The 22,966-nt window shown below is 61.7% G+C and carries 21 protein-coding genes and 2 tRNA genes; 9 read left to right on the forward strand and 14 right to left on the reverse strand.

Annotation, left to right across the window (positions count from 1 at the left end; all coding sequences use genetic code 11):
* Positions 1–35: 35 nt before the first annotated feature.
* Together ABFX19_RS05780 and ABFX19_RS05785 are read left to right on the forward strand one after the other, a co-directional pair.
* Positions 36–152 (forward strand): DLW-39 family protein, encoded by a 117-nt coding sequence (locus tag ABFX19_RS05780; RefSeq protein WP_235563158.1) that lies wholly within the window; start codon positions 36–38, stop codon positions 150–152.
* Positions 153–197: 45 nt separating this feature from the next.
* Positions 198–270 (forward strand) — tRNA-Ala (locus ABFX19_RS05785).
* 54 nt (positions 271–324) lie between these two features.
* Here ABFX19_RS05785 and ABFX19_RS05790 read toward each other — a convergent pair.
* Both ABFX19_RS05790 and ABFX19_RS05795 read right to left on the reverse strand, forming a co-directional pair.
* On the reverse strand, positions 325–1,161 hold the full coding sequence (locus tag ABFX19_RS05790) for a glycosyltransferase family 2 protein (protein WP_277358075.1): 837 nt from the start codon (positions 1,159–1,161) through the stop codon (positions 325–327).
* A gap of 110 nt (positions 1,162–1,271) precedes the next feature.
* Positions 1,272–2,075: a hypothetical protein gene (locus tag ABFX19_RS05795; protein ID WP_346027790.1), complete on the reverse strand. Its 804-nt coding sequence runs from the start codon at positions 2,073–2,075 to the stop codon at positions 1,272–1,274.
* Positions 2,076–2,228: 153 nt separating this feature from the next.
* On the opposite strand from ABFX19_RS05795, the gene ABFX19_RS05800 reads away from it, so the two are divergent.
* Together ABFX19_RS05800 and ABFX19_RS05805 are read left to right on the forward strand one after the other, a co-directional pair.
* Positions 2,229–2,771 (forward strand): peptidylprolyl isomerase, encoded by a 543-nt coding sequence (locus ABFX19_RS05800; RefSeq protein ID WP_056545617.1) that lies wholly within the window; start codon positions 2,229–2,231, stop codon positions 2,769–2,771.
* Positions 2,772–3,011: 240 nt separating this feature from the next.
* Positions 3,012–3,644, forward strand: a complete 633-nt coding sequence (locus ABFX19_RS05805) for a rhomboid family intramembrane serine protease (RefSeq protein WP_346027791.1) — start codon at positions 3,012–3,014, stop codon at positions 3,642–3,644.
* 153 nt (positions 3,645–3,797) lie between these two features.
* On the opposite strand, the gene ABFX19_RS05810 is transcribed toward ABFX19_RS05805, so the two are convergent.
* The gene (locus ABFX19_RS05810; protein ID WP_346027792.1) at positions 3,798–4,505 is read right to left on the reverse strand and encodes a FadR/GntR family transcriptional regulator; all 708 of its coding nucleotides are present in this window, start codon (positions 4,503–4,505) and stop codon (positions 3,798–3,800) included.
* A gap of 166 nt (positions 4,506–4,671) precedes the next feature.
* Between ABFX19_RS05810 and ABFX19_RS05815 the strand changes: the two genes are divergently transcribed.
* Positions 4,672–5,184: a gluconokinase gene (locus ABFX19_RS05815; protein WP_277358079.1), complete on the forward strand. Its 513-nt coding sequence runs from the start codon at positions 4,672–4,674 to the stop codon at positions 5,182–5,184.
* Between the two features lie 79 nt (positions 5,185–5,263).
* On the opposite strand, the gene ABFX19_RS05820 is transcribed toward ABFX19_RS05815, so the two are convergent.
* Positions 5,264–5,509, reverse strand: a complete 246-nt coding sequence (locus tag ABFX19_RS05820) for a cell division protein CrgA (RefSeq protein WP_056545619.1) — start codon at positions 5,507–5,509, stop codon at positions 5,264–5,266.
* Positions 5,510–5,786: 277 nt separating this feature from the next.
* On the opposite strand from ABFX19_RS05820, the gene ABFX19_RS05825 reads away from it, so the two are divergent.
* From ABFX19_RS05825 to ABFX19_RS05835, 3 genes are read left to right on the forward strand one after another with little or no spacing between them, the layout of a single operon-like run.
* Entirely contained in the window at positions 5,787–6,509 is a 723-nt protein-coding gene (locus ABFX19_RS05825) for a class E sortase (protein WP_157359044.1), read from the forward strand.
* Positions 6,509–6,667, forward strand: a complete 159-nt coding sequence (locus tag ABFX19_RS05830; protein WP_277358080.1) for a hypothetical protein — start codon at positions 6,509–6,511, stop codon at positions 6,665–6,667. Before ABFX19_RS05825 ends, ABFX19_RS05830 begins: the two co-directional genes overlap by 1 nt.
* A gap of 2 nt (positions 6,668–6,669) precedes the next feature.
* Positions 6,670–7,323: an anthranilate synthase component II gene (locus ABFX19_RS05835; protein WP_056546686.1), complete on the forward strand. Its 654-nt coding sequence runs from the start codon at positions 6,670–6,672 to the stop codon at positions 7,321–7,323.
* Here ABFX19_RS05835 and pknB read toward each other — a convergent pair.
* The 7 genes from pknB to ABFX19_RS05870 are packed head-to-tail and all read right to left on the reverse strand — an operon-like array spanning position 7,312 to position 16,647.
* Complete coding sequence (gene pknB, locus ABFX19_RS05840) at positions 7,312–9,246, reverse strand: Stk1 family PASTA domain-containing Ser/Thr kinase (RefSeq protein WP_346027793.1); 1,935 nt, start codon at positions 9,244–9,246, stop codon at positions 7,312–7,314. The genes ABFX19_RS05835 and pknB overlap by 12 nt on opposite strands.
* Before the next feature lie 22 nt (positions 9,247–9,268).
* A complete protein-coding gene (locus tag ABFX19_RS05845) occupies positions 9,269–11,014 on the reverse strand; it encodes a protein kinase domain-containing protein (protein WP_277358082.1) in 1,746 nt (581 codons plus the stop codon).
* Entirely contained in the window at positions 11,011–12,453 is a 1,443-nt protein-coding gene (locus ABFX19_RS05850; RefSeq protein ID WP_056545626.1) for a peptidoglycan D,D-transpeptidase FtsI family protein, read from the reverse strand. Before ABFX19_RS05850 ends, ABFX19_RS05845 begins: the two co-directional genes overlap by 4 nt.
* Positions 12,450–13,862, reverse strand: coding sequence for an FtsW/RodA/SpoVE family cell cycle protein (locus ABFX19_RS05855; RefSeq protein ID WP_277358083.1), 1,413 nt, complete (start codon positions 13,860–13,862; stop codon positions 12,450–12,452). The genes ABFX19_RS05850 and ABFX19_RS05855 overlap by 4 nt, the downstream gene beginning before the upstream one ends.
* On the reverse strand, positions 13,859–15,442 hold the full coding sequence (locus ABFX19_RS05860; protein ID WP_277358084.1) for a PP2C family protein-serine/threonine phosphatase: 1,584 nt from the start codon (positions 15,440–15,442) through the stop codon (positions 13,859–13,861). The genes ABFX19_RS05855 and ABFX19_RS05860 overlap by 4 nt, the downstream gene beginning before the upstream one ends.
* A gap of 3 nt (positions 15,443–15,445) precedes the next feature.
* Positions 15,446–15,922 (reverse strand): FHA domain-containing protein FhaB/FipA, encoded by a 477-nt coding sequence (locus ABFX19_RS05865; RefSeq protein ID WP_056545632.1) that lies wholly within the window; start codon positions 15,920–15,922, stop codon positions 15,446–15,448.
* Entirely contained in the window at positions 15,919–16,647 is a 729-nt protein-coding gene (locus ABFX19_RS05870; protein ID WP_277358085.1) for an FHA domain-containing protein, read from the reverse strand. The genes ABFX19_RS05865 and ABFX19_RS05870 overlap by 4 nt, the downstream gene beginning before the upstream one ends.
* Before the next feature lie 279 nt (positions 16,648–16,926).
* Here ABFX19_RS05870 and ABFX19_RS05875 point away from each other — a divergent pair.
* Positions 16,927–17,009, forward strand: a tRNA-Leu gene (locus ABFX19_RS05875).
* A 79-nt stretch (positions 17,010–17,088) separates the two neighbouring features.
* Here ABFX19_RS05875 and ABFX19_RS05880 read toward each other — a convergent pair.
* The 3 genes from ABFX19_RS05880 to ABFX19_RS05890 are packed head-to-tail and all read right to left on the reverse strand — an operon-like array spanning position 17,089 to position 22,936.
* Complete coding sequence (locus ABFX19_RS05880) at positions 17,089–20,496, reverse strand: error-prone DNA polymerase (protein WP_277358086.1); 3,408 nt, start codon at positions 20,494–20,496, stop codon at positions 17,089–17,091.
* Between the two features lie 44 nt (positions 20,497–20,540).
* Positions 20,541–22,142: a DNA polymerase Y family protein gene (locus ABFX19_RS05885; protein ID WP_277358087.1), complete on the reverse strand. Its 1,602-nt coding sequence runs from the start codon at positions 22,140–22,142 to the stop codon at positions 20,541–20,543.
* Positions 22,139–22,936, reverse strand: a complete 798-nt coding sequence (locus ABFX19_RS05890; RefSeq protein ID WP_346027794.1) for a hypothetical protein — start codon at positions 22,934–22,936, stop codon at positions 22,139–22,141. The genes ABFX19_RS05885 and ABFX19_RS05890 overlap by 4 nt, the downstream gene beginning before the upstream one ends.
* Positions 22,937–22,966 lie beyond the last annotated feature (30 nt).

Consider the following 22,966-nt stretch of genomic DNA (forward strand, 5'->3'; position numbering starts at 1 on the left):
CGTGAAACCGGCAGGCAACTGCAAGGAGGAGCACTGTGAAGAAGTTGCTGGTAGCGGCAGCTGCTGTTGCAGGAGTTTTCGCCTACAAACGGTGGCAGGAGTCCGAGAAGGAAAAAGAAGTGTGGAGCAGCGCGACTGATCCAGTCGAGTAAAACTTCACCGCCTGGTCGGGGTATACTGATCAGGTTCCGTTTTACGGGGGCATGGCGCAATTGGTAGCGCACCTGCTTTGCAAGCAGGGGGTTCGGGGTTCGAGTCCCCGTGCCTCCACCGAAAGATAAGGGCTCCAGTCGAAAGACTGGGGCTCTTGTCTGTTAACGGTGGCTAACGGTTCGCCGCTGTGTTTCGGGCTGCACGCGCGGTGTGCACGGCACGCAACACCTTCGCTGGGTAGTAGATCGACATGAAGATCAGCATCGGAATTTTCAGAACTTTCTTGTCAATCTGATGCGCTCGGTAGGTGCGGTCGAACCTTGTGACGTAATAGCGGTAGTCCTTGGGCGAATTCTCGAGGCGCCGGGCTGACATCCCGCTCACCATGCCGGGGATGTACCGGATGATCAGATCCTGTTCTGCAAGGTGAAGAGAGAGGTCTATGTCCTCATGCATCTCGTCCTTTTCATCAAGACAGGTGTACTCACGGATCTGTTCCCATGCCGTCCTGCGAAGCGCCATGTTGGAGCCGAAGAGAAAGTGGTACTGGTTACGTGCGAGCTTCAGCACGAGTTGACGCATCTTGTCATCCGCTTTCAGCCCCCACCGCCGCATCGGCATGTCATAGTAGACAACCGGTCCGGTCGCGGCGGCTACGGTTGGATCGCTGAACCCTGCCTGAACGGTTTCGACCCAGTCGGGTTCCAGGACGGAGTCGGCATCAATTCGGCCTAGTACGTCTCCTGTTGAGTGGTTCAGCCCATAGTTTCGGGTAGGTATGAGACCTTGCTTGTCATCTTGCTCCAGCAGGCGGATCGGGCTCTCAGGGTATTCGAGCTGCATCTGACGGACAATGTCGGCAGTGCGGTCAGTAGAGCGATTGTTCACGACCAGAATCTCGTGTGCCGGCATTGACTGATAGATGGCCGCGACGAGGCACTGGCGGATGACGCTTTCTTCGTTGTACGCCGGGATGACTATCGACACGGACGGCTTCGCGGTGTGCACGGCCGTAAATCTATCACCGGCCGGTCAGACTAAGACCCCAGACATCAAAAAAGCGGGAAAGATCCTCCGATAGGTGGACCTTTCCCGCTTTTTGCGGGGCGTCAACGAACCTAGACGACGGGACCCTTGGGTGCGCCGGCGCCGTCGTCCGACTTTTCGGCTGCGCGGTCAGCGGCTTCCTTGATGTCGTTCACAGCCTGCTTGGCCTCTTCATTGTGCGCAATGTCTGCAACAGGAGTCGGTTCAACCGGAGCTGGGGTTTTCCAGGGATCCTCCACAGGCTGTGAAGCGCGCCAGATGGCAACTCCAGCTGTCAGGGCGGCGGCGATGATGCCGACAATCAGCCAGCCCTTCCCGCCCTTGCGCTGCTTGCTTCGCCTGAGGTCTTTCGCGGCGCGCTGGGCGGCGACAACGGCTGCTTTCTGGTACTTCTTTACGGCCTTTTTGTCACCGGTAACCTTGGTCACCACACCGGCAACTCCAGCCGGGATGGTAGCAGCAGCCAAAGTACGCGACGCTGAATCTGCGGCATCACCAAGCCGGTATGACACAGCCGGGATGTATTCACTCACGACGCGGTCGCGCGCGTGGTGGATGGCCGGGGTTGCGCGGTCCAGGGTGCCCTGAATGCGGGGCGCCGTGCCGTCGACGAACTGGTTGATGCGCGGACCTACGCGGTCCAGGCTCTCCTGAATTCTAGGGGTGACGACGGCTATGCCGTCTGACAGACCCTGTGTTGCCCGGTTCACGCCCTGCTGGATCCTGGGCGAGGCAGTCTCGATTCCTCGCTCGATTCGCGGCGTCACCCATTCTCTGACGGCATCCACTCGCGGAGCGGCCCAATCCCGTGCCGTTCCGACGCCCATCAGAACGTTGTTCTCAAGGCTGCGGACAACGCTTTCGGATTTCTTCACAACTACCTCCCATGGATAGTGACTGTTGTTAGTCAGCCTACGTGCTATCCCGAGGTCCATGCTATCCGTGCGTTGGTTTCACAGCTTTTTCACTGTACGCGGAACGTGGTCGTTCCGGGAGATACCACGGGTGTGCGTGAAAGAATGGATCCCATGACAGCTATAGCTACTGCACACGCAACTATTCACACCAGCCTTGGAGACATCAAGGTGGAGCTTTACGGCAACCACGCCCCGAAGACCGTCAAGAACTTCACGGGCCTCGCTACCGGTGAGATCAAATGGACTCACCCCAGCACGGGCGAAGAGACCAACGCACCGCTCTACGACGGCACCATTTTTCACCGCGTCATCAAAGACTTCATGATCCAAGGTGGCGACCCCCTTGGCCAGGGCATCGGCGGCCCGGGCTACAAGTTCGACGATGAGATCAACCCCGACCTTGACTTCAGCGCTCCCTACAAGCTGGCAATGGCCAATGCCGGCCTGCAGAATGGCCGCGGAACCAACGGCTCGCAGTTCTTCATCACCTCCGTTCCCACCACGTGGCTGCAGGGGAAGCACACCATTTTCGGCGAGGTCAAGGACGAGTCATCCCGCGCCATCGTCGACCAGCTCAACTCGATCCCCACCGATGGACGCGATAAGCCTCTCGAAGATGTCGTAATCAACAGCATCACCATCGAGCAGGCCTAGCACCGTATGACCTATGGAATCCCGGCGGGCCAGCCGGATGAGGACGTTCCCGTATGCCCACGCCACCCGGACAGGGTGAGTTATGTGCGGTGTCAACGATGTGGCAGGCCCGCCTGTCCGGAATGCCAGCGTCCGGCGGCCGTCGGGATTCAGTGCGTCGACTGCGTGCGTGACGCACAGCGCCACAGTCCGGCCACGCGCACCATCTTCGGCGGAACAGTGCGGCAAGGGAAACCGCTGGTGACCTTTTCGCTCATCGGAGCCTGCGTAGCGTTGTTCCTGGCCCAACTAGCCATCCCCGGGGTGACGGACCTATTGGCGTACGCAGGAATCTATACCTCCGGCATCATCACTCCGGAACCCTGGCGCATGATCACCGCCGCGTTCCTTCACTCCACAGGATTCCTGCTCCATATCGGTTTCAATATGTATGCGCTGTGGATCATCGGACAGGCTCTTGAACCCCTGCTGGGGCGGGCAAGATTCCTCGCCCTGTACCTGATCGCTGCCTTCGGCGGATCGGTGGCGGTACTCCTGCTGACCAATCCGCTGCAGGGCGTTGTCGGGGCATCAGGGGCGGTGTTCGGACTCTTCGGGGCCATGCTCATTGTGCAGAGGCGGCGTGGCGGTGACGTACGGCAACTGGTTGTGCTCATTGCAATCAACACCGTCCTCGGGTTTGTGGTATCGGGAATCTCCTGGCAGGCACACCTTGGCGGTCTGATGGCCGGTAGCGCTGCCGCGGCCATCATCGCCTACACGCCGCGGAGTTCGAAGCGCTCCCTGATCCAGTGGTCAGGACTGGCCGCGCTGACGGTTGTCCTCCTTGTTCTTACGTTTGTCGGTGCAAGCCTGGTGACGTTCCCCGCCTAGTTTTCCACAAGGGTTATCCCCAGTGGGGAAAACTTACACACATGTAATTCCACAGGTGTGGATAAGCAGAACCCACGGATCTCAGAAACGGCCCGAAGAATTGCACCGAGTTACCCACAGCTGTGGATAACTCGGTGCACAACCTGTGCACGACTACGTAACCGCTTCCTGTACTTCGGCCAGCAGGTTCCGCATCTCTGTTTCGGCTGCGTCAGGGTCGGATCCGGCGATCGCCGCCGCGACGGCTTCGTGGCTGGCAAGCGAATACTCACGGGGTGTGCGGGGCATCAACCCCTGGGTGGTCCTTCCCCGGAGAACTTCCGTGACAACGTCATCGAGCGCGGAGAACATCTCGTTACCGCTGGCCAACAGGAGTAGGGCGTGGAATTCGATATCCACGGCTAGAAACTCGTCAAGACGGCCCGCTTCGCCGAGTGTGCGCAACTGCTGGGCGAGGTTCACAACGACGGCGCGTTGCTCTTGGGTTGCATTGCGCGCTGCTCCCGCCGCAGCAAGCGGCTCAACTGCGCATCGCAGTTCCATCAGGCTCTTGAACTGCCGTGCGCGGGATGTTCCCTCCAACCGCCAACGGATGATCCGCGCGTCGTAGACATTCCAGTGACGAGGGGCCTGAACCACAATTCCGACGCGGCGTTTGCTGAAGACGAGGTTCATGGATTCGAGAATCCGCATGCAGTCGCGAATCACGGTTCGTGAGACCTTGAAGCGCGCCTGTAGTCCCTCGATTGTCAGCCGTCCCCCGGGTTGTAGCTCACCGCTGACAATGCTGCGCCCCAGCTCCTCGATGATGCTGCTGTACTTTACGGCGGCCGCCGGTGCCCGGCCTTGCGAAGACAGCACCACTGATTGACCTTTCCGAGGGGTAGGGATGGGATCAGAATAAGCCGGGACGCCGGCGATTCAAAGGTCGCATCTTTACATTCGGTAAAGGTGCTACCTTTATAGCCGAGTAGATTGAGCGTTGAGTCACAGGCGGCGGAAACGACCAGAAAGTCGAGGAGACGGCGTGGAGTCACGAATGCATCTGGTGATTATGGGCGTGTCAGGATCAGGCAAGACGACGATCGCCACTGCACTGGCGGAGCGCCTCGGTTGGATCTATGCCGAAGCGGACGAGTTTCATTCCCCTGAGAACATCACGAAGATGACCCAGGGTATTGCTTTGACCGACGAGGACCGCAAACCCTGGCTTGATTCAATCTCGCATTGGATCAGCGAGAAGAGCGCCAATGGAGAATCCACCATCGTGACGTGCTCGGCGCTGCGAAGGCGTTACCGGGATGTTCTGGCCGCTGCCGACGGTGACATCCGGTTTGTTCACTTGCTCGGCGATGTTGACCTCATTCGCTCACGCATGAAGACGCGCACCGGGCACTTCATGCCTGAATCCCTGCTGCCATCGCAGGTCAGCACCCTCGAAATCCTCGAGGAGAACGAGCGCGGGCTCACCATCGACAATGTCGGCACACCCGCGGAAGTTACGGATCGGATCATGGCCGAACTCGGCATCATCGCCTGAGCGCATAGAACAAAGGAGGCGCCTTTCGCTCGGAAGGCACCTCCTTTCTGGCTGGATGGAGCAGCCGCTCTGGCTAGAACTACCGCCAGCGGGTGGTCATGAGGAACCCGGCGATCGCGACTCCAAAGCCAATGAGAATGTTCCAGGAGTCGATGCCTGGGATCGGGAAACGTCCTTCGGAGATGTAATAGACCAGAATCCACAACAGACCGAGCACCATCAACCCGAACATTACCGGCTTGTACCAGACCGGGTTCGGCTTCGGTTCCGCAGCGGCGCGGGTCTTCGGCTCGACCTGCTTCTTGCGGGACTTCGACTCGGGCACGGATCCTCCTAGACGGTGGCTGGGGCTTCCAGCCGCTGTGTTTGTGGTCATACAGCTCGGAACCCGGCCGCGACACCAGTTATCCTGAGATGAGGACCCATGGCATCGGCGCGGTTCTAGCTGCCCATTCTAGCTAATGAATGGCCGCTGCGACGCCCGACATCACATCCGTAGGCAGGGAGAAGGATTGAGCGACCTCGGCGGCGGCATCGCGGTGGCTCGCCGTGACCGTTCCCGGCGCGCGCCCGCCCGCCGACGTCGTCGTAGTCTGCTCGAGATGGCGGCCCAAGTGATCGGTGAGCTGCTCATCACGGCCGGCGTTATCCTGCTCCTGTTCGTGGCGTGGCAGCTGTGGTGGACAAATGTCCAATCTAATGCAAAACAAGACCAGGCAGTTGAGGAGTTCTTCGCCGACCTCGGTGAGGCGCCTGTGGCAGATGATCCTGTGGACGAGCCTCCAACTTCGTCACCGGATCAGGTTCCCGTTCTGGAGGCGAAAGCAGCGGGTGAGACCTTCGCCGTCATCTACATCCCGCGTTTCGGGGACAGCTACACCCGGCCGGTCACCAGCGGGGTGACGACGGCCGTGCTCGACAACCTGGGCCTGGGACACTATCCCGAGACCGGCATGCCGGGTGCTGTAGGGAATTTCGCACTTGCAGGCCACCGGCAGACAAACGGCGCCGTGCTGGACAACATACATACTCTGGTGCCCGGCGATCGCATCTATGTGCAAACACAGGACGGTTATTACTCCTACGTCTACCGGAATACGCAGATTGTACTGCCGGACCGAACTGATGTCCTCGCGCCGGTACCTACGCAGCCGGGCGTTGAACCCGAGGAACGAATCCTCACCCTCACCAGCTGCAATCCGCGCTTTGGCGCGCAGGAACGAATTATCGCCTACGCAGTGATGGAGTCATTCCAGTCACTGGAGGACGGACCGCCGGAGGAGATTGCCGCACAAGTAGCCGAGGTCGCGGAAGGAGCCGCCTGATGTACGCCTTCATATTCCGCCACTTGCCGGGGCCTCTCTGGCTTCGGATCGTCTGGGCGATTCTGCTCATCATTGCAGCACTGGCAGTCCTCGTGAGCTGGGTCTTCCCCTGGCTGTCCCAGTTCAGCCCCCTGACCGATTCAACGATTGGCACGTGATCATGAACAGTCCTACCCGAATCCTGGTTGTCGACAACTACGACAGCTTCGTGTACACGCTGGTCGGATATCTGCAGGAACTGGGTGCGGAGACCACCGTTGTCCGGAATGATGACGTCACGCTCGCTGAAGCTGTGGCGCTTGCCGAAGTGAGGGACGCAGTTCTCATCTCCCCCGGGCCGGGAGCGCCCGCGGAAGCCGGCGTCTGCATCGAGCTAATCAAGTGGTGCGGCGCAAACGACAAGCCGATGCTCGGTGTGTGCCTTGGCCACCAGGCGCTGGCAGAGGCTTACGGCGGATCAGTGACCCATGCTCCCGAACTGATGCATGGAAAGACGTCCCTGGTAGAACATGACTCAACGAACGTCTTCGAAGGCCTGAACTCGCCGTTGACGGCCACCCGCTACCACTCGCTGGCAGCAGTAGGGGACGTTCCTTCCGAACTGCGTGTGACGGCGAGGACGGCGAGCGGAGTGATCATGGGTCTTGAGCACCGGTCCGCTCCGCTGTGCGGAGTTCAGTTTCACCCGGAGTCGGTCTTGACCGAGGGCGGCTACCGGATGCTGGGGAACTGGTTGGAGCAGGCCGGCCTGGACGGCGCTGCAGCCCGCTCAGCCACGCTTAGCCCGCTGATTCACCAGCAGTCAGGGACCTAGGCCCTCCACCGCATCTCCCACGACGCCGCTGTTGCCCTGCCCGTTTCCCTGTCCTCGCCCGCGACCCTGGTTGCCGGGCTCTTCCTCCTCGGCGGGAGCGCTCGACGCGGGCGGCGGGGCTGTTGACGGAGCAGGCTCTTCTTCGGCCGGTTTGGTAGCAACATAGATGACTACTTCGGTGCCCGGCGCGATATTCGAGTTCGCAACCGGTTCCTGTCTCACTACAAGGCCGGGTTCCACGACGGCGTTTGGTTCCTCCTCGATCCGTGGGACCAAAGCGCGGGCCGGGTCTTCCAACAGCGCGACTGCTTCATCGCTCGGCAAGGAAGTGAGACGAGGGACGGTCACCAGCCCGGTGGAAAGCACGAGGTTAACCTCGGAATCAGCGGGTACGGTCGAGCCGAGTGCCGGCTCGGTTTCGATCACCCGGCCCGCGGGAACAGTTGCGCTGTTCGCTTCACTCACGCTACCGCCCCGCAGGCCAACCGACTCAAGGGCATCCCTCGCTGAGGATTCGGTCATCTGGAAAATGTCCTCAGGTATTGCGCGATTTGCCGGTCCCTTGGAAATCAGCAGTGATACCAGGGCATCCGGTTCCACCTCGCTGCCTGCTTCGGGATCGGTAGTGATAGCGAAGCCCGACTCGACTTCATCGTGGAACGTACGTTCCACCTGCGGACGGAGACCCACGGCGGTCAGCGCGTTGCTTGCCTCGGTTTCACTCAGGGAGTCAACGGCGGGAACAGAGGTGAGGATGGGCTCCTCCGGTTGCGCGTTGAGGATTCCGAAAAGCGCGATACCTCCGGCAGACAGGAGCAGTGCCAACAGCACCAGCAGTACAGCTATCCACCCGCGCCGGCGTGAGCGGGTCCGGTCTTCGGCATCGCGACGGTTCTGCGCCGCATGTGCCACGGGCAGCGAGCCCGTCTCCTCTTCCTCCACCAGCGAATCAGCTGCGATGCTTCCACCGGCAAGAACCCTGGCCATCGCTCTTGTCTGAGGGGCGTCGTCGTCCGTTCGTGCTGGAACGGCGGCGATTGCTTCGGTAGGTGCTGCCGGCACGTCTGGCCGGATGCCTTTGCGCGCGTCACGAAGGGCCGACCGGAAGTCGGCTGCACTCTGGAAGCGCCGGGCGCGGTCCTTCTCCAGCGCAATGGAGAGCACTGACTCGATCTCCGCCGGAATGCTGGCATCGATTTCACGGGCAGGCGTGGGAATCTCACGCACATGCTGGTAGGCAACAGACACCGGGCTGTCGCCGACGAACGGAGGCCTTCCGGTGAGTAGTTCGTACAGTAGGCAACCCGCCGAGTACAGATCACTGCGAGCGTCCACGGTTTCTCCGCGCGCCTGCTCAGGGGAAAGGTACTGTGCGGTACCGATCACCGCTTGGGTCTGGGTCATGGTGGCGGCGGAATCGGCCATTGCCCTCGCAATGCCGAAGTCCATCACTTTCACCTGACCCTCAGGAGTAATCATCACGTTGGCCGGCTTGATATCCCGATGGACAATGCCTGCACGGTGGCTGTACTCGAGTGCTGAGAGAACTCCCAAAAGGTAGTCGACAGAGGTCTCAGGCGTCAGTTCTCCGCGCTTGAGGAGATCGCGGAGGGTCCGCCCGGCAACATATTCCATCACGATGAAGGGAACACGGACCTCGTCATGGTGCTGGCCCTCGACCTCCTCCTCACCGGTGTCGTACACGGACACGATCGTGGGGTGGTTCAAACCGGCAACCGCCTGCGCTTCGCGGCGGAATCGGGACTGGAACAGTGGGTCCCGGGCAAGGTCACGGCGCAGCACCTTGATGGCCACGGTACGGCCGAGCCGGACGTCACGGCCGAGGTGAACGTCGGCCATACCGCCACGGCCGATCAGTTCACCCATCTCGTAACGTCCGTTGAGGACTCTCTCGCTGCTCACCTGGTGCCCCCTCACATGCTTCCTAGGGCTGGTCCTGGCCGGGCGGAGTCTGGCCGGGACCGATCGCCGGGGGCGCCTGGGTTTCATCAGGGCCCAGGGAGACGACGTAACGAACGGTGCTTCCCGGTTCCACCTCGGTGCCTTCAGCCGGATCCACGGACAGGACGGTTCCCGCTGCTTGTTCGGAAGCTTCAGAACCGGAACGGACGGCGCTGAGCCCCAGATCGGCGAGGGCCTGCTGCAGTTCTTCCTCGGTGGCTCCTACAAGGCCCGATGGAATGGTCAACGTCTCGGGCGCTTCCGCGAAGGTGACAGTGATCTGGGAGCCGGGCGTCAGTGGGCCGACGGGGTTGAGGGTCAGGACCGTCCCGGGATCAAAATCGTCCGTAACCTCCGGCTGCTGGTCCACGGAGAATCCCAGATTGTTGAGCTCGGCCACGACCACGTCAATGGGACGACCCTGATAGGTGGCCTCATCCACCACGATCGCTTCCGGTGTGGTGGGTGCGGGGGTGGTGGGTTCCGGAGTGGTTTCTTCCGGCGTGGGCGTCGGGCTTTCACTTTCGGACGGCGTTGCGGACGCCGAGGAGCTGGTGGGTGCCGGGGCCGGCTCGTCTTCGTTGCCGGCCAACAGCGGAGCGAGCAGGAAGCCGGCAACGGTGAGCGCTGCCAGGACCAGCAGGACAATCAGCGCAATCAGCCAGGGACTGCGTCCACGGGATTCTTCCTCTGGCGGGGGAACTTCGTCGATATCTTCCTCGGTCCACTCCCGTGACGCCGCAACTGCGCCGGCGCCTGCCCCTGCACCTGCGACGGCGGGCAGAGCCGACGTCGTTGGGGCGGGAATCGCGCGGGTGGCGCCGGTGGGTGCCGGGACCGGAGTGGTGAGTGGGCCGGTGGAGTCCGTAAACAGCAGCATTCCGGGTACGGCTGACTCAGCTGCACGGATATCGTTGCGCCGGATGGCGGCGACAGCCTCGGCAAGCGCTTCCGCGTTCCCCGGACGGTCCGCCGGGTCCTTGGCCAGCATGCTCGCGATAAGCGCACGCACCGGATGAGGGATAGTTTCGGGTAGATCAGGCGGCGCATCATTGACCTGGGCGAGGGCAATTGCGATTTGCGACTCACCGGAGAACGGGCGGCGTCCGGCGAGTAGCTCGTACCCGATCACGCCCAGCGCGTAGATATCGCTGGAACCGGTTGCCTGCTGCCCGGTTGCCTGCTCTGGAGCCAGGTACTGGGCAGTGCCCATAACCTGTCCGGTGGCGGTCAGCGGAACCTGGTCAGCAAGGCGCGCAATGCCGAAATCTGTAATCTTCACGCGGCCATCGGGCATGATCAGCAGGTTTCCGGGCTTGACGTCCCGGTGCACAAGGCCCTGGCGGTGTGCGACGCTGAGGGCCGTTGCGGTCTGGCCGATGATTGACAGCGCCCTGTCCGGTGCCAGGATTTGTTCGCGCTCAATGATGGTCGACAGGGGCTGGCCTGGGACGAGCTCCATGACGAGATAGGCTGAGCCGCCTTCCTCACCATAGTCAAAGACGTTCGCGATGCCCTCGTGGTTCAGCAGGGCGGTGTGGCGGGCTTCGGCGCGGAACCGATTGAGAAAACCGGGATCCCCCGTATATTCCTCTTTGAGAATTTTTATGGCCACGATGCGTCCGAGCACCTGGTCACGTGCTTTCCAGACCTCACCCATGCCTCCGATGGCGATGCGATCAGTCAGCTGGAACCTGCCGCCTAATGTGATACCTGAAGTAGGTCTCACCTATTCAACACCGCCTCTATGAGTCTCTTAGCGTTTGGACTTGTCAATTGAGCACCCGTCGCTATGTCGACGTCCTGCATCACGATGGAAACCACTACTTCCGGATTGTCGGCCGGCGCGAAGCCGGTGAACCAGGCGTTGTCGCCCTGCTCGGGTACTTCCGCCGTGCCGGTCTTGCCGGCTACTTCCACCCCTGGGACCGCGGCATTCTGGGCCGTACCGTTCTCCACCACGTTGACCATCCACTCCGTGATCAGGTTGGCGTTGTCCGCGCTGAGGGATTCGCGGAAAACCTCCGGCTCCGGTTCGTCGATGATGGAGAGGTCCGGTGCACGGACGGCTTTCACCAGGTTGGGCTTCATGAGCACACCATCATTGGCGATCGCAGCGCTAACCATCGCCATCTGAAGCGGTGTGACTGCGACACTGAACTGCCCGATGGCCGACTGCGCGAGCTGGGCTTCACTAAGTTCTGTGGGGAACTGGCTGGCCGCCACCTCAACCGGAATGAAAAAGCGCTCACCAAAGCCGAACTCCTGCGCCTGCTCGAGTACCGCCTGCTCACCGACCTCCCACGCAATCTGGGCAAACGGAGTGTTGCAGGACTGCTCGAGTGCAAACTCGAGGTCTGCGGTGTCACGCGCCGCGCACCCGCCGGTGGTGAAGTTCGGGAGCCCGACGTCGGTGCCCGGCAGGTCAAGCACCGGCGGGTTGGGGATGGTGGACTCCGCATCGAACTGACCTGTCTCAAGAGCGGCCGCGGCCACCACGAGTTTGAAGACTGATCCGGGAGCCACAAGTGACTGCGTTGCTGGGTTGAAGTAGATGGACAAGCCGGGAACCTGAGCGAGCTGCTCGATGTTCTGCACAACCACCGACGTGTCATGGGCGGCGAGCAGATTAGGGTCATACGACGGCTTGGAAGCCATCGCGAGCACGTTTCCGGTGGCTGGCTCCATCACAACGATCGATCCGGTCTGCCCTTCGGGGATCATGTCCCAGGCCAGCTGCTGCAATTGAGGATCGATGGTCAGCTCGACGGAGGCACCCTGTGCCTGGGCGCCCGAGAACAGCCGGACCATCTGATCAATGAAGAGGTCGTCGCTACTGCCGGAGAGCTCCTCATTCATGACGTTCTCCAGCTGTGTGGAACCGTTCACCAACGAGAAGAATCCCGTGAGGTGCGCATACATCTCCGGCTCGTTGTAGACGCGCTGGTAGTTGAATTGGTCATCCGACGGCACGGATTCCGCGATCGGACGACCATCCACCAAAATCGCGCCCCGGTTCTTTCCATAGTCCTGCAGGATCTGCCGCGTATTCCAGTCATTGTTCTCCAGCGCGTTGGCCTCGAAGAACTGGACATAGGTGAGGGATCCGAGGACGAGCGCGAACATGCTCATGGCCACGATCCAGGAGCGTCGGATCGCCTGGTTCATGCGGTGACCTCCCGCGTAGGATCTGTTGCCGGAGTGTTCCGATTCTGCTTGCCTTCGGAAAATGTTTCGCGGACCGGCCCCTTCACGGCCGGCCGCCGGGCCGTCTCCGAGATGAGCAGGAGCAAGGCGACGATGATCCAGTTCGCCAGCAGGGAAGAACCACCGGCCGACATGAAGGGTGTGGTGAGCCCGGTAAGCGGAATGAGCCGTGTTACCCCGCCGATGACAACAAAGCACTGCAGCGCGATCGTGAAGGACAAGCCGCAGGCGAGAAGCTTTCCGAACCCGTCACGGGTGCCGAGAGCCGCGCGGAAACCCCGGGAAATAAGCAAAATGTAGAGCAGCACGATGGCGAAGAGCCCGATTAGGCCGAGTTCCTCACCGAGGGCCGTGATGATCATGTCGCTGTTGGCATAGGTTACAAGATCCGGCCTGCCCTGCCCGAGCCCGGTGCCGACGAGTCCACCGTTCGCAAGGCCGAAGAGCCCCTGGACAACCTGACCGCTGCCACCGGGATTGCGGTTGAAGACCTCCGGCTCAAACGCATTGATCCAACTGTCTATGCGCAGGGCAACGTGGCTGAACAACTGAAGGGCTGCGTAACCACCGACAGCAATCATCGCGAGGCCGATCAACACCCAGCTGACCCGCGACGTCGCGACGTAGATCATGGCCATAAAGAGGCCGAAGAACAGGATGGAGGAGCCGAGGTCACGCTGGAAGATCAGCACGCCGATGCTGACCAGCCAGGCGGCCACCATGGGTGCCAGGTCCCGGAAACGCGGAAGCTGCAGCGGTCCCAGCTTCTTTCCGGCCAGCAGGATGAGGTCGCGGTTGGTGGAAAGATACCCCGCGAAAAATATGGCGAGAGTGATCTTGGCGACCTCGCCGGGCTGGAAGGTACCCACACCCACGTTGATCCAGATACGCGCCCCGTTGATTTCGACGCCGAGCGGGGTAAGCGGCAGCATCAGCAGGACCGCGCTCACAATGAGCGATATATAGGTGAACCGACGCAACATCCTGTGGTCCTGAATCACCAGGAGTGTAGCTATGGACGCACCCATGGCGACAGTTGTCCAGAGGAACTGGCTCGGTGCAACAGGTTGTGCATCGGCCGGAAGTGCCAGGTCTAACCGGTAAATCATGGCCAGCCCGATTCCATTGAGCGCGATCACGATGGGAAGAATTACCGGATCTGCATATTTTGCGCGGAAACGAAGAAGTATGTGGAAGATCAACGCCAGCGCGGCCAGCGTACCGCCCTGCAGCCAGAAGGCCGAGTCGAACGGATTCTCCTTGTCGAGACCTACAAGCCAGTTGGCGCCGATCGCTACTGTCAGGGCCACGACAAGGAGGAGTGCCTCGACATTACGACGGGACTTCGGGACTGTGAGTACCTCACTCATTGGACTCTCCCTCCACAGGAGGCTGCTTCGCCTGGTGCTGCATCAGCGCTTGCGGAGGCGCTGGGGCTGGCTTCGGCGGTGGCGCCGGGACTCGCAGGAGAGGCACTTGCACTCGGTTCTGGTGTTGGGCTACCCGAGGACGACGGCTCAGGCGACGCAGTCTCGGGTGAGGCTGAAACTGTGGGCGACGGGCCGGCGGACGGGCTCGGATTGCTCTCCGGTGGACACGGCAGCGCCCGCAGTGACTGGCGGAGGTCTTCAACGATGTCCTGTGCATGTTCGAGGTCGCTCGCTGCGAGAGTGTTCTCGAGGCGATTGCGCTGGAATTCCGGAAGGCTGGACACAGGAATGTCGGTCGTCTGGTCCACGTGGCTCAAGGGAATCGGCCCGAGTGTCTGAGCAACCCCGTTGTAGATGGCCACCCTGTTGTCGAAGGTAGCAACGTAATAGCGCGTCTGGGTCCAGACGTATCCCAGGGAAAGCACTGCGGCAAGGATCAGTGCCATCAAAGCCAGGGCGGCCGGCAGCAGCCAGCGCCGGCGGCGGGGCGCGGAAGCTTCCTCGGTCTGGTCGTCCTCCACGGTGTCCGCGGGTGCTGCCTTGTGCGTCAGCATCATAGCTGCGCGGCGCTCGGTGGACCGCTGCGTGACGATGGGAATCTGTCCGGTTTCAGTAGCCAGCGCTGCCGAACCCACCAGGGTATGCGGGCGGGATGACAGGTCTTCCCGGATAACGTCCGCCCTGATGGCTACACCGGGTGTCGCGTCATCAGTAGAAGTGTCGCTGTCCTTCTCCCCGGCTGCTTCACGCGCGGGCGGAAGTGCGGTGAGCGCGGCAGTGCGCAGATCTTCAGGCGTGGCGGTGTCCACATCCACCACCACGATGGTGATGTTGTCCGGGGATCCGCCGGCCAGCGTCAGGTCAACAAGCGTGTTGACGCAAGCTGAAAGATCACGCGTTTCACGGATAATTCGTTCGACTGTGGCATCATCCAGGACGGCATTCAATCCGTCCGAGCAGAGCAACCAGCGTTCACCGGGCTCAGCATCGAAGGTGGTCAGGTCGAGTTCCGGGCTGGCATCGACATCACCGAGGACGCGCATCAGCACGTTCTTGTGCGGATGGACCTCCGCCTCCTCCGGCTTGAGCCGGCCCTCCTCGATGAGTCGCTGCACAAAGGTGTGGTCGACGCTGATCTGCTCGAAAACATCGTTCTTCAGCCGGTAGGCCCGCGAATCACCGATGTGGGCAAAGGAAATTTTCTCGCCGTTGAGAAGCATCGCCGTAACGGTTGTACCCATGCCGGCAAGCTGCGGGTTGGTGCTGACCAGTTCAGACAGGAGCGAATTGGCAGTCTGGATCTCGTCGGCCAGGTGAGTGCCGGCGTCGTCGTCGTAATCCTTACGGTCAAGATGCACCAGATCCAGGACTGTGGACGCTGAGGCGATGTTGCCGCCGGCGTGCCCGCCCATTCCGTCCGCTACAACGGCGAGGTAACGGCCGGCATAGGCGGAATCGTCATTCTTTGCGCGGACTTTTCCCACATCCGAGCGGGCGGCGAAACGGAAAACCAGGGCCATGGACTATGGCCTCAATTCAATAACCGTCTTACCGATCCGGACGGGTACGCCAGGTTCCACCGGCAGCGCGCGGGTCAGCTGGTTGCCGGCAAGATAGGTTCCGTTGGTGGATCCGAGATCTTCAATGAACCACCGGCTGCCCTGCGGGAAGAGCCGGGCATGGCGGCCGGACGCGTAGTCATCCTCAAGGACAAGCGTGGCTTCTTGGGCGCGGCCCAGCAGGATGGGGCTGGACGCGAGGTCCAGGGCGGTTCCCTTGAGAGGGCCTTCCGTGACGATCAGACGCCGCGCCTGCGCCTTGGCCGGTGGTTCCTCAACCAACTCCGGGTGCTTACGGGCTTCGCGGGCTGTAGGAGAGCCAGTCCGGTTGCGCAGGCCCACCACAAGATCCCGCCGCAATGCGCTGACGACGCTAAGGACGAGGATCCAGATCAGGAGCAGGAACCCGTATCTCAACAGCGTTACGGTCAGATCACTCATGCTTGGCGTCCACCGTTCTGCACGGGTACAAGTCGGAAAGTCATGCGGGTACGACCCATGGTGATCACTGAGCCGTCCGTCAGGTCCGCTTCCCCCTGTACGCGTTGTCCATTCACATAGCTGCCGTTGGTCGAGCCGAGGTCAACGGCACGGGACTGGCCCTGAGCGGTGTGAATCTCAAGATGCCGGCGGGACACACCGGTGTCATCGATGAGGATGTCCGCCTCCGATGAACGGCCCAGAAGGACGGACCCGGCGTTCAACGAGTAGCGCTGACCGTCGAGTTCAAGGACGGGCTGATAGCGCGTGGGCTGGCGGTTTGGGACGCTGGGAGCAGGCCGACGCTGCGCGGGCTGTTTTTCGGTGGCTGAGTCGATTTCAAAGGAACCGGGCTTCAGGTCGGAATCGCGGGTGAAAGACACCCGAACCGATCCCTGAAGCGTGTAGTGCTGGCTGTTGACGTGCTTGATGACGACATCACACAGTTCCTCGGCGAGTGGCGCCCCCCACTCCTGAGCGAGTGCGAAGTCCGGATCTGATAGCCGGGCGGTGAAAACATTCGGTGCAAGGGTGCGTCCCTGCGCCAGCGTGAGTGACTTGTTATCCAGTTCGCGGCGCAGTGCGCTGGCAATCTCGACGGGCTGCACCTGGGACCTGGAACCGGTGGAGAAGGCGCCACGGACCATCTTTTCGAGTCCGCGCTCGACATTATCCAGAATGCCCATGCCTACCTCCTTACCTGCTTTTCTTGCTGCCCGAATGCGCCCGCACGAAAGCGCGCGGAGGCATGCCGGGTCGCTGCTGTCTTGTGTCGATACTACTGGGGCGTCCCCTAAATGGCCTTAACGCGGCATGTTGCCCCGTCGATTACATTCAACGTCTCTACTCATCGCAAAGTTGCGCGGTGTGCCGTAGCTGTACCGTTTAGGTGTTTTTGGCGCCGCTCCGTTATGCTTGTTTCTGCTGATTCGGAGGAATCTTTTCCAAGAATCCTTCTTCACTTTGCGCGAGTGGCGGAACGGCAGACGCGCTGGCTTCAGGTGCCAGTATCCGAAAGGGTGTGGGGGTTCAAATCCCCCCTCGCGCACGAGAGAAAAATAACCCCGGCCTCGTGTCGGGGTATTTTTTTACCTACTTTCTGATGCATTGAACGGCCAAGACCCCGGTCAGCGGAAGTCCCGTGACTTGGTGGCGGCTTTGAGGCGGAGCACCTCGAACTTGTCTGCCACCAGGTTCACCACCCCCTCGTTGGACCGCTCCAACACTCCACGCACCAGGACGCTACTGGCCTCCCGCGCTATCCGCCGATACCGCTGCCAGACACCGACTGAGCAGATGACATTAACCAGCCCTGTCTCGTCCTCAAGGTTCATGAAGGTGATGCCGCTAGCCGTGGCAGGGCGTTGCCGGTGGGTAACCACTCCACCGACTTCAACGCGCCGACCAGCCTCGGCGGAAAGGAGGTCCGCGGCGGTCAGTGCGCCTCGGCGTCGTAATGCTGGCCGGGCGTGGCGCACCGGATGGTCATCTGTGGTGATTCCAGTGGACCACAGGTCTGCTGCCACGCGGTCGACGTCGGTAAGGTCCGGAAACAGGGGCGGCTGGATGTACACAGTGGTTCCCTTGATTTGGCCCTCGCGTTCCGTGGAGGCGGGACCGGCATGCCAGAGCGCTTCCCGCTGGGTGAGTCCCATTGAGTCAAATGCCCCGGCAGCTGCCAGCGCTTCGAGCTGCTGTGAGTTCAGTTCGGTCCGGCGCGCCAGGTCACCCATGGTTTCAAAGGGGCCGTTTGCCTCGCGTTCCTCGACGATGGCCTGTGCCAGTTTCTTGCCGATCGACTGCACGCTGTCCAGCCCTAACCTGACCGCATGGTTGCCGTCGCGGCGGTGAACCGTTGAGTCAAAGGGAATGGTGCGGTCGAATTTCCCCACTGGGGGCTGGTGGAACGCCAGGCAGTTATCAGAACCTGTGGAACCTGTTCCCGCGGAGCCGTCCACCTCCAGATCTGCATGAATCCCGGACAGCAGGATGTCCGGGCGCAGGACCGTGACGCCGTGCCGCCGGGCATCTGCCACCAGGGTCTGGGGTGAGTAGAAGCCCATGGGCTGTGCGCGCAGGAGCGAGGCCAGGAAGGCCCCCGGATAGTGGAGCCGGAGCCAGGCACTGGCGTAGACCAGCAGGGCAAAGCTGATGGAGTGGCTTTCAGCAAAGCCGAAATTGGCGAACGCCTGGATTTTCCGGTAGACGGAGTCTGCGGTTTCCCCGACAATTCCATTGGACTTCATGCCCGCGTACAGCTTCTCCTTGAGGGTGTCGATCCGCTCAAGGCCGCGTTTGGACCCCATAGCGCGGCGCAGCTGATCGGCGTCGGCGCCTGAACAGTTGCCCACTACCATGGCCATCTGCATGAGCTGCTCCTGGAAGAGCGGTACTCCGAGCGTGCGCTTGAGCACCGGTATCAGCTTGGGATGCAGGTAGCTTTCTTCCTCCTCGCCCAGTTTCCGCTTGATGTACGGGTGCACCGCTCCGCCCTGAATGGGGCCGGGACGCACCAGCGCAACCTCGATAACCAGGTCATAGAACCGGCGGGGCTGCAGGCGCGGCAACATTCCCATTTGCGCGCGGCTTTCCACCTGGAACACTCCAATGGAATCAGCGAAGCACAGTTGATCGTAGACTCCCTGCTCTTCCCGGGGCATGGTGTGCAGCGTCCATTCCTCACCGAAGTGCTTTTTGACGAGGTCGAAGTTGTACTGCATGGCCGCCATGATGCCGAGGCCCAGCAGGTCGAACTTGACCAGGCCCATCCAGGCGCAGTCATCCTTGTCCCACTGCAGGACGGTGCGCCCGTCCATGCGCCCGTGCTCGATCGGGCACACTTCCCCGATTGGGCGGTCGGTGAGCACCATTCCGCCCGAGTGGATTCCCAGATGGCGCGGAAACTTCAGCACTCCCTGTGCCAGTTCCACCACCGGCTCGGGGATGTCGTGATCATCACTGGAAACCAGTGCACCCCAGCGCTCCACCTGTTTTGACCAGGCATCCTGCTGCCCGGGGCTGTGCCCCAGCGCCTTGGCCATGTCGCGGACCGCGAACTTGGGCCTGTAGGTGATGACGTTGGCAACCTGGGCGGCATTGAACCGGCCGTACTTGTTGTACACGTACTGAATGACCTCTTCGCGACGGTCGGAATCGAAATCGACGTCAATATCGGGTTCCTCGTCCCGCAGGCTGGAGAGGAATCGTTCAAAGGGGAGGTCATACAGGATGGAATCGACGGCGGTGATTTCCAACAGGTAGCAGATAGCGGAATTCGCTGCTGATCCGCGGCCCTGGCAGAGGATGCCCCGGGTGCGCGCAAAGTGGACCAAATCATGGACGATCAGAAAATAGCCCGGGAAGTCTTTCTCCTCGATCACACGCAGTTCTTTTTCAATGCGCTCACGGACATCATCCCTGCCGGCGTAGAACTTGGCTGCGCCTTCCCAGACCAGCTTCCTCAGCCAGCTCATCTGTGTGTGGCCCTCCGGCAGGTTGAGTTTGGGCAGGCCGGGCTTGACGCTGCTGAGCCGGAATGCCAGATCATCCGCCAGTTCCACTGTCCGTTCCACGGCCCCTGGATAGGCGGCAAAACGGGCTGCCATTTCCGCGCCGCTGCGCAGATGCGCAGACCCCGACGCCGGTAGCCACCCATCCATGTCATCCAGTGACCTGCGTGCGCGGACGGCGGCCACCGCGGTTGCCAGTCTGTGTTGCTCAGGGACGGCATAGTGCACATTGTTGGTGGCAACGACGGGCAGCTTCAGCCGCGTGGCGATGTCCCACAGGGCATCATTGTGCGCACTGTCCAGCGGGTTGCCGTGGTCGTAGAGTTCGACGGCGACGTTGCCCGTACCAAAAAGGTCTATCAAACGCCGGGTTTCCTCTTCCGCGTCCTGAAGGCTGCCGTTGCGGAGCGCATGGCGGACGGCTCCTTTGCGGCACCCGGTCAGTATCATCCAGTTGTTGCCTGCCCTGGCGGCGAGCTCGGCAAGGTTGTACCGGGGCTTGCCTTTCTCTGCTTCCGGTTTCAGCTGAGCTTCCGTGATTGCCGCGGCCAGCTGATGATAGCCCTCTGCGCCGCGGGCGAGGACGAGCAAATGCCGGCCCTCCGGGTCTGGTTCACCGTTTTGGGGTTTGCTCAGTTCCAGGGATAGCTCAGTGCCGTAGATGGTGGAGAGCCCGGGGTGTTTCTCTGCCGCTTCAGCCAGGTGGACAACACCGTAGAGCCCATCATGATCGGTCAGCGCCAGCCCGTGGAGACTGAGCCGGTGGGCTTCCTCGACAAGCTGTTCGGGACTGGCAGCACCATCAAGGAAGCTGAAATTCGAATGCACGTGAAGTTCCGCGTAGGGCACCACCGGACCGTCAGGCATGGTCACCGGTTCTTCCGGCGGGGAGTACGGATGCCGTTTCAGGGACCAGGCGGGACTGTCTCCGCCGTCAGCACCCAGGGGCGGGGAACCGGGGCGGCGACGATCGGAGAGGGTCCGTTCAAACTCCGACCAGGAAATCGGGGGATTATTGAAGCCCATGTCAGGACTCTCTGTCCGTGCCAGCACGGTGGCATACGGAAGGCCTAGTCATAGCTGGCCTCCGCCCACCAGCGGTGATCAACAAGCAGCAGCAGCCAGGCCGTTCCTGATTCATCCACCACCTGGAACCGGTTGAGGGTGCGCCCGTTCGAATCCCACCAGCGCTCGACAATGGGCCACGGCCCCGCCCACGAGGAAATGGCGGTTTGCCGCGGAGGCGCCGCGACAAGCACGGCAGGAACGGCTGTGAGCAGTCCGCGCCGATCAACGTCTACGGTGCTTCCTGCGCCGTCCAGCACCTGGACCGGACGGGGCTCGTCGAAGACGGTGGCTGGAACTGGGCCGGGGAGCTGGCCGGGCCACGGAAGATCCCGGCTTTTGGCAGCAGCTTCCGACGGCGGATCTCCCCAGGGAATGAACACCCGCCGGTCGGTGAGCATTCTTCCACCGGCCACCATGGCCGTCAGTACCGCACCATGTCCCAGCATGCTTTGCACCCGGGCAAGACCGTGGTGAATATTTTCATCCGGGCCCGTTCCCCACAGCCCGTCCGCGTGGTCGCTGAGATCCTCCACCGTCTCCGGCTGAAGCTGGACCTTGCTGATTCCGGAGCTCAACCCATGCTCAACGTTTCCGCTGCCCTGCAGTTGCCAGCGGACGCGGTCCAGCACGTCATCCGCGTCGAACCAGCGGGGGTGCCGCCAGAGCCGAACCGATTCCTCACCGGATTCCGACTGCAGCCGTACCACCAGAACCGTGCACACCAGCCCTGCTTCACGCAGCCGGCCCACGAATTCCTCCGCGGACAGGCGCAGGGTGAACGTCAGCTCATCAATGCGTGCCAACGGCGGTTCACAGTGCACGACGGCGTCGAGTTCCGCCGGCGGTTTCCTGACCACTACGCTGTGGTGGTCATATCCGCTTGCCTTGAGATGGGCCAGTGCACCTTCCACGCCGAACCGGTTGCGGACGTCAGCACGGGCAAGGGCGGCGAAATCTCCAAGCGTGCGGATTCCAAGCCGGCGCAGCACCACCGCGAGTGCTGGTTCCTCCAGAACTTCCAGGGGGAAGCTGCCAAGGAATGAGGCTGATTCTCCGGGCGGAAGGATCCATACGGGATCGGCCCCCGGATCCTCCAGGAATTCCGTTGCACGGGCAGCATGCTCAGCGGCAAAGGGGCTGTCTGCTACTCCTACCCGGGTGGCCGTGAGCCCGATGGCGGCGAGGGTTTTGAGCAGGACAGCCGCCGCGCGTTCTTCACTGCCGTAATACCTGGCAGGACCTTTGGCGTGAAGGACACATAATCCTGGGCGAACAAGCTGCACCCCGGGCATGATCTTTTCCATAGCGGTTATAACTGGTTCGAAGTTTCTCGCGTCCAGTGCCGGTTCATAGGGAAGAACAGTAAGGGTGGTGCACCGGGCCTGGGCTTCCCGGAGGCGAAGGCCGCGTTTGACTCCTTGTTCCCGGGCGGAGGGGGAGCAGGCGAAAACCTCGCCCTTCCCGATCAATGCCACGGGGTGTTCTGCCGGCAGGAGGTATTCCCTGAGTGCTGCAGTGATGGGCCAGTCCGGACACCAGAGAGCCATGGTGCGGGTAGTGGTGGGGGATGCCGGCGCGGCCTGGCTGGAACGGGAAGATTTCATGATGCGCGGGCCGGTCTGGAGAAAAATTCCTGCTGCCCGGACTCCGAATGTGCAGCGGGCGCAGATGGAGACATGGATGTGGACCACGGCCCATGGTGAAGATCCGGCAGCCATAGGTCTGCGGTGCGTGAACGGCCGGTGGAAGCGTGCGCTGTGATCCGCATCCTGCGGCTTCGAAGATGCCCGGTTCCTGAACCCAGGCCCTGCCAGTTGCTCCCGGTTACGCTGAGCGTTGCCTCGCTGTGCGGCCAGGGCCCCATGGTCACCAGTGCAGCACCGCGCTGGCGTAGGCGTGCCATCAGACGGGAGGCATCTGATGGAGCGACGTGCTGTGGAGCGCAGGTCAGAACAATTGACACCACATCCACCATTGCTGCAGTCACCGTGAGCCACTGATCCCCGGGGTGGGGCACCAGAACCAGTTTGTCCAGCGCTATGCCGAAGCCGGCAGCGGCTTCCACACTGAAAGTGGGCATGCCGATGACGCTGCACCAGGCTCCGGCGCCTGACGGGCCTGCCAGCAAAGCCATAGCCAGGGTGGTGGAGTTGGTCACCGAATACGCCGCACCCGCCTGGAGCCCGCCCCCCGGAAGAATTCCAGCCAACACCGGCACGGTGGGCAGCCGCCGGGAAGAGGGCCTGCTGTTCTGCATGCCGTTGATTTTGGACTGGAGCTCCGCCTTGAGCCGGGCTTTGTCAGCAGCCTGATCCACGGCAGACAGCGCCCGGCGGGTACCGCCGGGGAACTGACCCGGAGGTACGGCCTGAACTATGGCTGCTGCTGGTGAACTCACACTTAATGTTCGAACGCGTGTTCGATTAAG

Source organism: Arthrobacter parietis, from assembly GCF_039530425.1.
Taxonomy (GTDB): Bacteria; Actinomycetota; Actinomycetes; order Actinomycetales; family Micrococcaceae; genus Arthrobacter_D; species Arthrobacter_D parietis.